Source organism: Cohaesibacter gelatinilyticus (assembly GCF_900215605.1).
In the GTDB taxonomy this organism is placed as follows: domain Bacteria; phylum Pseudomonadota; class Alphaproteobacteria; order Rhizobiales; family Cohaesibacteraceae; genus Cohaesibacter; species Cohaesibacter gelatinilyticus.
Map to the genome: position 1 here is coordinate 919,890 of NZ_OBEL01000001.1, position 12,840 is coordinate 932,729.

A 12,840-nucleotide genomic window follows, 5' to 3' on the forward strand; every position below is an offset into this window, starting at 1 on the left:
ATGAAATTTTTGAGGAATGCCAGTGAGAGGACCGGAAGGGATATATAATTCCCTGATCGGACTGGAAATTCCGACCTGTCGAACTTGAGGCAGGGAATTGGAGGACATTAAAATGACCGAACAACATACCCCACTTTGGGAAGTTTTTATCCGTGCTCGTAACGGTATGGCTCATCGCCATGCAGGCTCTGTTCATGCAGCTGATGCCGAAATGGCATTGCAGGCAGCGCGCGACGTTTATACCCGTCGTGGTGAAGGCTTGTCCCTTTGGGTTGTGCCATCCAATGCGATCGTTGCAAATGATCCGGATGAAAAAGGCATGATGTTCGAGCCGACAGCCGACAAGATCTACCGTCACCCGACCTTCTACGAAATCCCCGAAGAAGTCGGCAACATGTAATGAGGCTGGCATGAGTGGGATCAGACTTGATCCTGTTCATGCCGCCCAAGCAAATGACGGAGACATTCATGTCTGATGCACTTTTCAAATATCTCGTCCGTTTGGCCGACGATACGGTAATTCTGTCTCATCGACTGGGCGAATGGTGTGGTCATGCTTCTCACATTGAAGAAGATGTGGCCATGACGAACATCTCGCTGGATCTGATCGGTCAGGCCCGCAATCTCTATTCCTACGCTGCTGAAGTAGAAGGCAAAGGGCGGGATGAAGACCAACTGGCTTATCTGCGCAATGAGCGTGAGTTCACCAACCTAATTCTGGTTGAACAACCAAATGGTGATTTCGGCAAGACCATGGCGCGCCAGCTTCTTTATTCTGCATTCATGTTGCCTTTCTGGGAAGCCATGATGGCATCCAAGGACAAGCAACTGGCGGCTATCGCAGCCAAGGCTGAGAAGGAAGTTACCTACCACCTGCGTCATGCAGCTGAATGGACCATTCGTTTGGGTGATGGAACTCCTGAAAGCCATCGCCGCATGCAAGAGGGCATTGATGAGCTTTGGATGTATACTGGTGAGCTCTTTGTCAAAGATGAGGTTGAGGAACGGTTAATCGAAGCTGGTATTGCGATCGATCCGGAAAGCCTGCGTGGTGCATGGGAGCGGACGATCGAAGAAGTACTGACCCGTGCGACCTTGAAACGACCGGAAGATGGTTGGATGCATGTGGGTGGCCGCAATGGCGTGCATACCGAACATCTTGGCCATGCCTTGTCAGATTTTCAATATCTGCAACGGGCATATCCTGACTGCACTTGGTAAACGCCTCAAAAGGGAAGGGCCCGCTTTCGGCGCTTCCCCTGATCTGTCTGCAGATCATAAATCAAATCTCGAAAAGGACCTCAGTCACAAAGGACCAAAGCTATGCATGAGGAAAGGACCAGCTCCACTGCACCTTCCAATCGTCAGGCCTTGGCCTGGGCCGCCGTTTCAGAAGTGGTGGATCCGGAAATTCCGGTGCTGACCATCGCGGATTTGGGCGTATTGCGTGATGTGCAGGTCGAACAGGATGGTAGCGTCCTTGTTACCATCACCCCGACCTATACGGGGTGTCCGGCCATGAACATGTTTGAGATGGATATCCAGCTCTCATTGGCCAAGGCGGGGTTCGATAAAACAAAGATCGAAACCGTTCTTCATCCGGCTTGGACCACCGATTGGTTGACACAGGAAGCTCACGACAAACTGGAAAAGTTTGGCATTGCTCCGCCGAAAGGCAAGGCTGGTCGCCGGGCTTTGTTTGGTGAGGAAAGTGTGAACTGTCCCAAATGTGGATCCAGCCATACAGAACGTATTTCCGAATTTGGTTCGACTGCCTGCAAAGCCCTGTACCGATGCAAAGACTGCGCGGAACCTTTCGATTATTTCAAATGTATCTAACCGAACCAATTGATCTATCGAGATTAATTAGGTTGCGGATAGGAAAGAGGTAAAGTATGAGCCCTCGTTTTCACTCTCTCAAGGTTATTGACGTCAAGCGCGAAACGCCGGACGCGGTTTCTATCGCTTTCGAACTGCCAGAGAATCTGAAGGAAGACTATTCCTATATCCCTGGCCAATATCTGACCCTGAAAGCCGATATCAATGGTGAGGACGTGCGCCGTTCCTATTCCATTTGTTCCGGCAAAGGCGAGGATATTCGAGTTGCGGTCAAGAAGATTGATGATGGAATATTCTCCCAGTATGCTAACGATGACATCACTGTTGGCATGAATATGGATATCATGACGCCCATGGGGCGCTTCTATTTGCCCGAAAATGGAACCGGCGAAGCACGTACCTACGTCGGCTTTGCAGCAGGCTCAGGCATTACGCCCATCATGTCCATTATCAAGGAAGTGATGCAGCGCGAGCCGGAAAGCCAGTTCTTCCTGTTCTATGGTAACCGTACCTCCCAGACCATTATCTTCAAAGAGCAGCTGGATGATCTGAAGGATCAGTATTTGGGACGCCTCTCTGTCTATCATATCCTGAGCCGAGAAGAGCAGGAGTTGTCACTTCTGAACGGTCGTTTGGATGAGGAGAAGGTCGAGGCCTTCCTGACGTCCATCCTGCCAGCAGGCGACATCGACCATGCCTTCCTGTGTGGTCCTGGCGAGATGATAGAAGAAGCTCGCATTGCATTGGAAAAGACCGGTCTTGATAAAGAATGCATCCATAATGAGCTCTTTACACCAGCTGATGGCTCCGCAAGCCATGAGGCCCACGAAGCAAAGGATGCCAAGGCAGTTGATCATAAGGCCAAGGTGGATATGATCGTCGATGGTGCACGTTATAGTCTGGATCTGGAGCCTGGGGAGACGATCATTGATGCGGCTCTGAAGGCGGATATCGAAGCGCCATTCTCTTGCAAGGGCGGTATGTGCTGTACCTGTCGTGCCAAGGTTCTGGAAGGTGAAGTGGATATGGCAATCAACTATTCACTGGAACCATGGGAAGTGGAAGCTAATTTCGTGTTGACTTGTCAATCCCGACCCAAGACCGATAAGGTCGTCGTCGATTTTGACGTTATGTAGGCCAATAATTAAGTGGATGATATCGAAAGCTGCACACGGAAATCCTGTGTGCGGCTTTTTTGTATTTGCGTAATTGAGCAAGGATTCATTCTTTGAAAACCATCACATCATAAAATTATACCGACTTGGCCGCATGAAACAGGTTCTTTCATGGCTTTCGGGTATCCTTAATTCATCGCTTCTCGCGATTGAACGGATCAGATATAGCGGGATATGAAAATGGTGCAGTGGGACAAAAGTGAGGTTGAGCAAAAAAACAACGACCGAAGTACGAGTAAAGCAACCTTGATGATGCCAGACCAGAACAACAATCAGTCGACCCGTTTGAACGGATCCGTGGCCATGAACAGGCAGCGTCAGCAGCTTGTACAAGCGCAAGCACCAGCACCAGCTGTGCGCCGTGGCCCCTATGTCCCGCCACCGCCTAAGGAACAATTTCGGGTTACTGCTGATATGCAACAGGCGGATGTAGCGCTTGAGAATGGCAATATTCAACAACCGAGGCAAGTTGCTATCGGAAAGCCTCTTGAAAAGGCAGTCATCCAGACATCATCGGCATCAATGCTGTCTAAGATGTCAATATTAAAGCCATATTGTGCCAAAGTGATGAAGGATCTTTCTCTCTTGAAAAGAGAGGATTTGCACAAAATGGCCATTGGCTTGGTGGCCTATCTGTTCCTGATTGGCGGAGCGGTTAGTGGTGCAGTGGTTGGCGGGGATCGCTTCTTCAAATTCCTGAGCTCTCACATGTATGATATGAGCAGCGATATGAATGCAGATCAGATACAGCGTGGAATGAAGACGGCAAGTCTCAAGCGATAGAAATCTGCAAGTCTGAAACAAGATAAAGCGGGCAAGGCCCGCTTCATATTCTAAACCAGATAAGATCTCACCTATTTGGCAATCGCAAAGGGCAAGGATATTTGATCCTGCTTTTCCGAATATTTATCTTTGATCACATAATGCGATTCATATTGGCCTTCCGGAAGACCAGTCAGGTCCACGGTCAGATTCAGATGTACTTCCTTGTTGTTGGCTCCGAGGGGTAGGTCGATTTTCAAAAAATCCGACCGTCGCAGAATAACTCTGCCAGTTGCATCGGAGAGAGAGAAGTCAATCCGGAATCCCGCTTCCCGTTCGCCGCTGGTGGTCGTCCCATAGGTAAAGCCAATGGGTTCCGCATAAATTATGTGAGTTTCATTGGGTTTGAAAACTGCTGACTCTTTGGGCGTGAAGCGACGAAATGAATAGATTTCCTGCACATATTGAGCGTTGCGTACTTTCATTGGCAGCTTGGCCCAAACTTTGTCGGACATTTCCAGCAATACATCATATGCTGCGACTGGCTGGCTGGCAGCCAGTAGATCTTCAATTTTCTTTGCAGAGTTTGTCAACTCTCCAGCATAGGCTGAAACACACAAAGATGTTACGACAGCCAATCCAAATGTAACGCGACGCAAAGTATTGATCATCAAAATCCTCCCCACTAGTGCTCAGGCAATCCGATTTGGTCACTATCTTCCCATTATGCCGAATTATGAAAATAGATGGGAACTAATTGAGCAAAATCGGACTGGTAACTCGCTATTGGGGACAACTGAATTAGGTTAGGAAATGCAGATGAGTAATGGAGAGAATGAGCATTGCCGTCACGTACCTGCTGATGATTGTAAATGCCGTGTGCCGTCGATGATCAGATTTGTGACCAATTCAGCATAATCAGTTCTGGTAAGATCACCGGTGGGGCGGAACCATAAATATGTCCAATTAAGGATCCCAAACAGGCTCATGGTCACCGGCATGATCATCTTATCGCGCGAAGCGACTGCTGGGCTGGCTGCAATCACTGCATCAGCAAAAATGGTGACAAGATCACGCTCCAATTGCTTCAGTCCGACCTGACGTTCTTTGGGAAGGAAGGATAGTTCATTGATTTGCAGCTTGTGCTTGTCATCTGCATCTTCATAAGCCAGCAAAAGGGCAGTAACCAAGGCCTGCAATTGTGCCTTGGGGGGAAGATCGCCATTCACTGCCGCCTGTACTTCATTCAGCAATTCTTCCAGGTGCACCTGGATGATATCAGTCAGCAACGCTTCCTTGTTTTCATAATAATGATAGAGAAGTGCCTTGGAAAATCCACACGTCTTGGCGATCTGTGCCATCGAGGTTTTGTCGTAGCCCTGGGCTGCAAAAACCTTAGCGGATTGGTCCAGAATTGAGCGGCGTTTACTGCCATAATCAGCAGCGCGTGTACGGGCCATGGATTTTTCCATTTCAGCGAATGAAGGGGCGATCCTTGCCACTAGCCGCTAACAGATCCCTTGTTGGTCTTGCTTGATCAGGAGCTATTCGTCGTCTATGGCGCGAATGCGCTACTCATATAGCACTTGTCCGGCGAAGGAAATGGGAGAGTTGTGCGCGTAAACGTCAAAACCCCGGCTCTTTCACCGAAAAGAGTGATTAAATGGCAAATTATGGAGCCCAAAACGGCTTTTGCCCCAAGGGGCGCCAGAAGATCAGGATCAAAACCTATGTTGCGGTATAGGGACCAAGATCCTCCCTCTATGATCTTCTGGCAGCCATAGTGATAGCTTTCCTTTCCCAAAAAGCTCTCACCAATTGTTTGGGCTCCACACTTTGGGGTGGAACGGCGAACGACCTCAATTCTCTTTTGGTCGTAAATCCACAACCCGTTGGGCTTTACCAAGAGAACGCTCGACGGAATGTGGCGCACCAACATCGACTTTGACGGAAATGCCGATGTTATTCTTCACATGAGTCGCCAATTCGCGTGCACTGGCCTCACGGTGATTGTCTGATCCAGCTTCATCAGTTGCTTCCACCCGCACCAGCATACGATCCATGCGGCCAGAACGGGACAATTCGATTTGATAATGCGGTGCAAGCCCCCCACAGCGTAGCAATTGCTCTTCAATCTGGGTTGGGAAGACATTCACGCCACGAATGATCATCATGTCGTCAGAACGACCGGTGATCTTCTCAATACGGCGCATGGAGCGCGCTGTACCAGGCAACAAGGTTGTCAGATCGCGTGTGCGATAACGAATAACCGGCAGGCCTTCTTTGGTCAGTGTGGTAAAAACCAACTCACCTTCTTCGCCATCTTCTTTTACTTCGCCTGTAATCGGGTCAATGATTTCCGGGTAGAAATGATCTTCCCAGATATGCAGGCCGTCTTTGGTTTCTACACATTCATTGGCGACACCGGGTCCCATAACCTCAGACAGGCCATAGATATCGACCGCATGCATGTCGAAAGCTTGCTCGATCTCACAGCGCATCTTGTTGGTCCATGGCTCGGCACCAAAGATGCCCACCTTCAGTGAAGATGTGCGTGGATCAATGCCTTCTTTGCGGAACTCATCAAGAATGGACAGCATGTAAGATGGGGTGACCATGATGATATCGGGTTCGAAATCCTGAATGAGACGCACTTGACGCTCAGTCATGCCACCTGACATGGGAATAACAGTCGCACCCAGGGCTTCAGCGCCATAATGCGCACCCAAGCCACCAGTAAAAAGGCCGTAGCCATAGGCGATATGGATCTTGTGGCCCGGGCGACCGCCTGCAGCGCGGATGGAACGTGCGACAACGCTGGACCAGGTCTCGATATCTTTCTTGGTATAACCAACGACAGTAGGCTTGCCGGTTGTACCAGAGGATGCATGAACGCGAACGATTTGCTCGCGGGGTACCGCAAACAGACCAAACGGATAATTGTCACGCAGATCTTGTTTGGTTGTGAAAGGAAATTTGGCCAGATCAGCCAAGGTTTTCAGATCGTCCGGATGCACGCCGGCTTCATCGAAGCTCTTGCGATAAAAAGGCACATTTTCATAAGCGTGACGAACGGACCATTCCATCCGCTCTAGCTGCGTGGCGGCAATCTCGTCACGGGATGCAGTTTCAATCGCGTCTAGCTCACCAGCTTTTGGTGACAAATCAAGCATGTATTCCTCCCTCAAACACCGGCTCCTCCTGCCGGTTGGCCGCATATCAGCAGGCCAATATTCAAATATTGATCAACCGGGGTAAAGCATCTGGCTATTCGTCTGCCAAACGGGCGCCCGGCACCAATTCCCCTTTGATATTGCGGCTATTGCCGCGAAATTCTGCGATGATCTGGCCCTGTTCATTGCGTATGGTTACGTCATAAACACCGCTGCGACCGGCAAGAGAGCGCTCAACAGCTTCAGCGCTAAGGCGCTCGCCCAATTTGCCAGGAGCCAAGTAAGTGATGGAGCATTGCTGGGCAACAGTATTGATATTGTGACTGTTGCAGGCAAAGGCAAAGGCTGAATCCGCAAAGGTGAAAATATAGCCACCATGGCAGGTGCCATGACCGTTGCTCATTTCCTCGCGGATCACCATGCTCATTCGGGCGTACCCTGAGCGCACTTCTTCCAACACCATTCCCAATTTTTGCGTAGCTGGGTCAGCGTCCCACATTGCCTGTGCTGCTGCCTGTGCCAGGGTGTCCTTATCGGTAAAAACCTGTCCCATCAAAGTCCTCCTCTTTCACGACCAAATTCGATCAGACCTAGCGACGGCCTGTGAAATTAGGAGCGCGCTTTTCCATGAAGGCCATCACGCCTTCAATATAGTCTGGCGTGCGTCCGGCTTCGCCCTGATAATCCCGTTCCAGATCCAGTTGCTCATCAAGACTGTTGGAAGCGGAGGCATTCAGGGCTTGCTTGATCAAGCCAAGACCGATGGTAGGTTGAGTTGCAAGATGCTTCGCGAGGGCAATGGCTTCTTCCATCAAGGCTTCATCATCAACTGCACGATAGATCAAGCCCCATTCCTCTGCCTTCTCAGCTGAGATTGGCTCCGCCAGCAAACACAAGGCACGAGCACGGGCATCACCCAACAGACGTGGCAAGAAATAGGTGCCGCCAGAATCTGGAACCAAGCCGATTTTTGCAAAGGCTTGCAGGAACTTGGCGCGTTTGGCGGCCAGAACAATGTCACAGGCCAGCGCAATATTCGCGCCTGCGCCAGCAGCAACGCCATTCACGGCGCAAACCACCGGAATGGACAGGCTGCGCAACTTGCGAATGAGTGGATTGTAATAGGCCTCAATGGTCTGCGTCAGATCGGGAGGAGGGGCGTTCGGGTCAGGTTTTACACGGTCCCCCAAATCCTGTCCGGCGCAAAATCCTTTTCCAGAAGCGGTCAGTACCAGAGCGCGACAGCTCTCGTCTTGTTCCACGTCTACAAGTGCCGCCATCAGAGCCTTATGCATCTCCTCGTTAAAGGAATTCAACTTGTCCGGCCGGTTCAGCGTCAGAATCACATAGCCGTCCTGACGGTTCACCAATATCGGGGCTTCGCTCATGACAATGTCCTCCCAGAAATCATAGCGACAAACATGGAATATGAAATCAATGGCACTTTATTACTACTCACATCATATTTGAGATTTATTCTTTCGGTAAAATCTCGATGTTATAGAAAAAATTACTTGCATTGACTGTCCGGTCGGTTAATTATTGGAGAAACAAGAACCAACTGTCAATGCATCAAATTCTGAAATTTTGAAAACTTCGAAGATTTCTCATCCATCCACCCAGAGTGGAGCGAAGGCAAAGAAGTAAGATGTAGAGATAGTGAAAGGATAAAAAAGCGCCAATGTCCTGGTCCGTGAGATGTGGATGATGGTGCGTTGTTCAGGAGAGGGAACAAGTGGATGACCAGTTTTTTTGAAAGGCATCAGGCCACACTTCAAAAAGCGTGCGAGACAAGCCGGACAAGAACCTATTGGGCTGCCTATCCCGAAGCGCCTTCTGGCAAGATTTATGGCGAAACTGCCAAAGCAGATGCGCAAAGCACTTTCGACGCCATGCTGGGCCAGACCTTCGATCTTGGTCAACCAAACAATGGTGGCGCTGTTGGTGGTGAGGTCTCACCATTTGGTCTCGAGATGAATATCTCATATCCAGACGCCGATGTAGAGCAGCTTGTTACAGCTTCCAAGGAAGCTGGAAAGGCTTGGGGCAAGGCGTCTGTAGAAGATCGCGTCGGTGTTGCATTGGAATGGCTGGATCGTTTGAACAAGCAATCTTTCCTGATCGCCAATGCTGTGATGCATACTTCCGGTCAGGCCTTCATGATGGCGTTTCAGGCTGGTGGTCCGCACGCTCAGGACCGTGGTCTGGAAGCAGTTGCCTATGCTTACGACGAAATGGCGAAGCTGCCAGGACAGGTGCGTTGGGAAAAGCCACAAGGCAAAAATGATCCATTATTGCTGGATAAAACCTTCCGCATCGTGCCGCGTGGTGTGGCACTGGTGATTGGTTGTGCAACATTCCCAACCTGGAATACCTATCCGGGACTTTTTGCAAGTCTGGTCACCGGCAATCCAGTGATTGTGAAGCCGCATCCTGCTGCTATCCTGCCTCTGGCCGTCTCATTGAAAATTGGCCGGGAAGTGCTGACAGAGGCCGGTTTTGATCCAAATGTTTTGTTGCTGGCAGCGGACAATGCTGATGCGCCAAAGACCAAGGACTATGTGACTCATAAGGATGTCGCCATCATAGACTTTACCGGGTCTTCTACATTTGGTCAGTGGGTGCGTGAGAATGCAGGCAATGCGCTGGTTTATACCGAAGAAGCTGGTGTGAATTCCATCGTCATCGATAGCACCGACAATTTCCGTGGGATGACGTCAAACATCGCTTTCTCACTGTCTCTCTATACGGGCCAGATGTGTACTGCTCCGCAGAATATCTATATTCCGCGTGGCGGCATTGAAACCGATCAAGGCCATAAGAGCTTTGATGAAGTTGCAGAAGGCATCAAGATCGGCTTGGACAAACTATTGGGTGATCCAGCTCGTGCTGCTGCCATTCTCGGTGCTGTGCAGAATGAGGCGACCATTGGGCGCATCAATAGTGTTCAGTCTCTTGGCCGTGTCGTGCGCGAAAGTAATGAAGTTGAAGGCATGAATGGTGCACGCTCGGCAACGCCGACTGTGGTCGCCGTCGATGCGAAGGATGAAGGCGCGTATCTGGAAGAGCGCTTTGGCCCGATTTCCTTTGTAATCGCAACGGACAGCACCGGTCAATCAATCGAGATTGCATCCAGCTCAGCCAAGACCAAGGGCGCAATCACTGCGGCACTCTATACCACATCAGAAGATGTGATTGATCAGGCAGCCGATGCTTTCGCGTGGGGTGGTGCTCCGCTTTCAGTGAATTTGACTGGTGGTATCTTCGTCAATCAGTCAGCAGCTTACTCCGATTTCCATGTAACCGGTGCAAACCCGGCAGGCAATGCAGCCCTGACCGATGCCGCCTTCGTTGCAAATCGTTTCCGGGTCGCGACGCTGCGTCGCCAAGTTGGGTAACCCAACCTGTTTTTCGGTCTCTTTTCAAGGGAGGAGACCTTGTCAGAAGCGGTCGGGTACGCCCGACCACATCAAGGTAGGTTCTTCATCACTTGATCCTGCTTTTTACATTTTCAGTTTGATCTCTCGATCAATGCCCGGGTTGGAGGACCCAATGAGAGATCTGAACCACGTACTCATACCATCTGGGAGGAATTGACTATGAGTGTACTTTCCAAATTCAAGACCATTGCCGTTGCAGGCGTTGCTACTTTGGCTGTTATCGCCGGCGCACAGGCCTCTGATACCATCAAGATCGGCTCCGTTCTGTCTGTGACAGGCCCAGCCTCATTTCTGGGGGATCCGGAAGAAAAGACCCTGAAGCTCTATGTTGACAAGATCAATGCTGAAGGTGGCATTGGCGGCAAGAAGATCGAGTTGATCGTTTATGATGCCGGTGTTGACGCCAACAAGGCGCGTACCTTCGCGACACGCCTGGTTGAAGAAGACGAAGTGGTTGCTGTTGTCGGTGGCTCCACCACAGGAACCACCATGGCCATGATTCCGGTTTTTGAAGAGGCTGAAGTGCCTTTCATCTCCCTTGGTGGCGCTGTTGTTATCGTGGATCCGGTCAAGAAATTCACCTTCAAAACCCCACATACCGACAAGATGGCATGTGAAAAGATCTTCGAAGATATGAAGGCCAAAGGTCTGACCAAGATTGCCATGATTTCCGGAACAGGTGGTTTCGGCAAATCGATGCGTGGCCAATGTCTGGGTGTTAAAGACAATTACGGCATCGAAGTCGTTGCTGATGAGACCTATGGTCCAAAAGACAGTGACATGACCCCACAGCTGACCAATATCAAAGGCGCTGCTGGTGTGCAGGCAGTCTTGAATGCCGGTTTCGGTCAAGGCCCAGCTATCGTGACCCGTAACTTCAACCAGATCGGTATCACTGTTCCTCTCTATCAGTCTCATGGTGTTGCTTCCAAGAAGTATATCGAACTGGCTGGTGATGCAGCAGAAGGCGTTCGTCTTCCTGCGTCTGCTCTGCTAGTCGCAGATAAGCTCGACGATAGTGATGCTCAGAAGAAAGTCGTGACCGCATATAAAGCTGATTATGAGAAAGCAACCGGACAGTCGGTCTCGACTTTCGGTGGCCACGCTTATGATGGTCTTTATCTTCTCGTTGACGCCATCAAGAAAGCCGGTAGTGCTGAACCGGAAGCGATCCGCGATGCTTTGGAGCAGACCAAAGGCTTCATGGGAACCGCTGGTGAAGTGAATATGTCAGCGACCGATCACTTGGGCCTCGATCTCACCGCATTTCGTATGCTGGAGATCAAAGGTGGCGACTGGACCTTGTCCAAATAAGCTGCATATGGACCAGATCATTCTCATTCATGCCATTGAGGCAGATGAGAATGATCGCCTACCAAGATTGTCAAAGGAGGGGAGCTCCATTCTCTCCTTGGCCTCCTTATCCGACATTCCAAAAGGGTGTGAAGCTTTCATCCCGACTGCCATGAACTGGCATCCCCGGTCGTAGAGGATCTCAATTCCTTCACGTCTTTATTGCAAACGAAATGCGCGGGACGTTCGGGTAAATTCAGGACGGAGCCGAATGGACTGATCATGGCTGAATTGTTGCAATTTCTCTTTTCCGGTCTGACTGTTGGCGCAGTTTATGCGCTGGTCGCACTGGGTTTCACCATCATTTACAATGCCTCGGACGTGGTGAATTTCGCACAAGGTGAGTTTGTCATGCTTGGCGGGATGGTCACCGTCTTCATGATTGCGGCTGGCTTGCCCCTGATGGTTGCTGCTCTGTGCGCAATTATTGTTGCCGTGATTATCGGCATCTTGCTGCATCGTCTGGCTATCGAGCCGGCACGTGGGGCCTCTCATGTGACCTTGATCATCATCACCATCGGTGCGTCCATTTTTTTGCGTGGTTTGGCCAGTATTGTCTTTGACAAGCAGTTCCATTCCTTGCCTGCGTTCTCCTCGGATACACCAATCCATGTCGGTGGTGCATCCATCCTGCCGCAATCGCTTTGGGTTATGGGCGGTACGATTGTCGTCTTCATGATGCTCTATTTCTTCTTTGAGCGCACCAAGGTGGGTAAGGCTGTCTTGGCGACAGCGGCCAACCGTCTGGCAGCCAAACTGGTGGGTATCAATACATCCATGATCATGGCGCTGGCCTTTGGCGTATCTGCTGCCATTGGCGCTGTTGCTGGTATTCTGGTCACTCCGATCACACTGACAAACTACGAGATTGGTACTCTTCTGGCTTTGAAAGGCTTTGCTGCTGCCATGCTTGGAGGTATGGGCAACCCGTTTGGTGCTGTAGTCGGTGGCTTGATTGTCGGGCTTCTGGAAGCATTTGGGGCTGGTTACATCTCGTCCGATTATAAAGATGCTGTCGGCTTTATCGTCATTCTTCTGGTGCTATTCGTATTACCGAATGGCTTGTTCGGCAAATCCTCTGTTGATCGCGTATAGAGG

13 protein-coding genes are annotated in these 12,840 nt (G+C 50.4%); 8 read left to right on the forward strand and 5 right to left on the reverse strand.

Annotation, left to right across the window (positions count from 1 at the left end; genetic code table 11):
* The first annotated feature begins 112 nt into the window (after window positions 1–112).
* The 5 genes from paaB (at window position 113) to CRO57_RS04120 (ending at window position 3,797) form a co-directional block, all read left to right on the forward strand.
* Entirely contained in the window at window positions 113–400 is a 288-nt protein-coding gene (gene paaB, locus CRO57_RS04100; RefSeq protein ID WP_097152101.1) for a 1,2-phenylacetyl-CoA epoxidase subunit PaaB, read from the forward strand.
* 53 nt (window positions 401–453) lie between these two features.
* Window positions 454–1,221 carry a 1,2-phenylacetyl-CoA epoxidase subunit PaaC gene (gene paaC, locus CRO57_RS04105; RefSeq protein WP_170956024.1) on the forward strand — a complete coding sequence of 256 codons (768 nt, stop codon included), beginning with the start codon at window positions 454–456 and terminating at the stop codon, window positions 1,219–1,221.
* A gap of 102 nt (window positions 1,222–1,323) precedes the next feature.
* Window positions 1,324–1,839 carry a 1,2-phenylacetyl-CoA epoxidase subunit PaaD gene (paaD, locus tag CRO57_RS04110; protein ID WP_097152102.1) on the forward strand — a complete coding sequence of 172 codons (516 nt, stop codon included), beginning with the start codon at window positions 1,324–1,326 and terminating at the stop codon, window positions 1,837–1,839.
* A 56-nt stretch (window positions 1,840–1,895) separates the two neighbouring features.
* On the forward strand, window positions 1,896–2,975 hold the full coding sequence (paaE, locus tag CRO57_RS04115; RefSeq protein ID WP_097152103.1) for a 1,2-phenylacetyl-CoA epoxidase subunit PaaE: 1,080 nt from the start codon (window positions 1,896–1,898) through the stop codon (window positions 2,973–2,975).
* Between the two features lie 219 nt (window positions 2,976–3,194).
* A complete protein-coding gene (locus CRO57_RS04120) occupies window positions 3,195–3,797 on the forward strand; it encodes a hypothetical protein (protein ID WP_141401178.1) in 603 nt (200 codons plus the stop codon).
* A 71-nt stretch (window positions 3,798–3,868) separates the two neighbouring features.
* Here the strand turns inward: CRO57_RS04120 and CRO57_RS04125 are convergent, their stop codons facing one another.
* The 5 genes from CRO57_RS04125 to paaG form a co-directional block, all read right to left on the reverse strand.
* Entirely contained in the window at window positions 3,869–4,447 is a 579-nt protein-coding gene (locus CRO57_RS04125) for a hypothetical protein (protein ID WP_097152105.1), read from the reverse strand.
* A gap of 177 nt (window positions 4,448–4,624) precedes the next feature.
* The gene (locus CRO57_RS04130; protein WP_097153190.1) at window positions 4,625–5,236 is read right to left on the reverse strand and encodes a TetR/AcrR family transcriptional regulator; all 612 of its coding nucleotides are present in this window, start codon (window positions 5,234–5,236) and stop codon (window positions 4,625–4,627) included.
* A 399-nt stretch (window positions 5,237–5,635) separates the two neighbouring features.
* Window positions 5,636–6,949, reverse strand: a complete 1,314-nt coding sequence (gene paaK, locus CRO57_RS04135; protein ID WP_097152106.1) for a phenylacetate--CoA ligase PaaK — start codon at window positions 6,947–6,949, stop codon at window positions 5,636–5,638.
* 94 nt (window positions 6,950–7,043) lie between these two features.
* Window positions 7,044–7,502: a hydroxyphenylacetyl-CoA thioesterase PaaI gene (gene paaI, locus CRO57_RS04140; RefSeq protein ID WP_097152107.1), complete on the reverse strand. Its 459-nt coding sequence runs from the start codon at window positions 7,500–7,502 to the stop codon at window positions 7,044–7,046.
* Window positions 7,503–7,539: 37 nt separating this feature from the next.
* Entirely contained in the window at window positions 7,540–8,337 is a 798-nt protein-coding gene (gene paaG / locus CRO57_RS04145; RefSeq protein ID WP_097152108.1) for a 2-(1,2-epoxy-1,2-dihydrophenyl)acetyl-CoA isomerase PaaG, read from the reverse strand.
* A gap of 351 nt (window positions 8,338–8,688) precedes the next feature.
* Here paaG and paaN point away from each other — a divergent pair, with 351 nt between their 5' ends.
* From paaN to CRO57_RS04160, 3 genes are all read left to right on the forward strand, one after another.
* The gene (paaN, locus tag CRO57_RS04150) at window positions 8,689–10,347 is read left to right on the forward strand and encodes a phenylacetic acid degradation protein PaaN (RefSeq protein WP_097152109.1); all 1,659 of its coding nucleotides are present in this window, start codon (window positions 8,689–8,691) and stop codon (window positions 10,345–10,347) included.
* Between the two features lie 201 nt (window positions 10,348–10,548).
* Entirely contained in the window at window positions 10,549–11,703 is a 1,155-nt protein-coding gene (locus CRO57_RS04155; protein WP_097152110.1) for an ABC transporter substrate-binding protein, read from the forward strand.
* A 261-nt stretch (window positions 11,704–11,964) separates the two neighbouring features.
* Complete coding sequence (locus CRO57_RS04160) at window positions 11,965–12,837, forward strand: branched-chain amino acid ABC transporter permease (protein WP_097152111.1); 873 nt, start codon at window positions 11,965–11,967, stop codon at window positions 12,835–12,837.
* Window positions 12,838–12,840 lie beyond the last annotated feature (3 nt).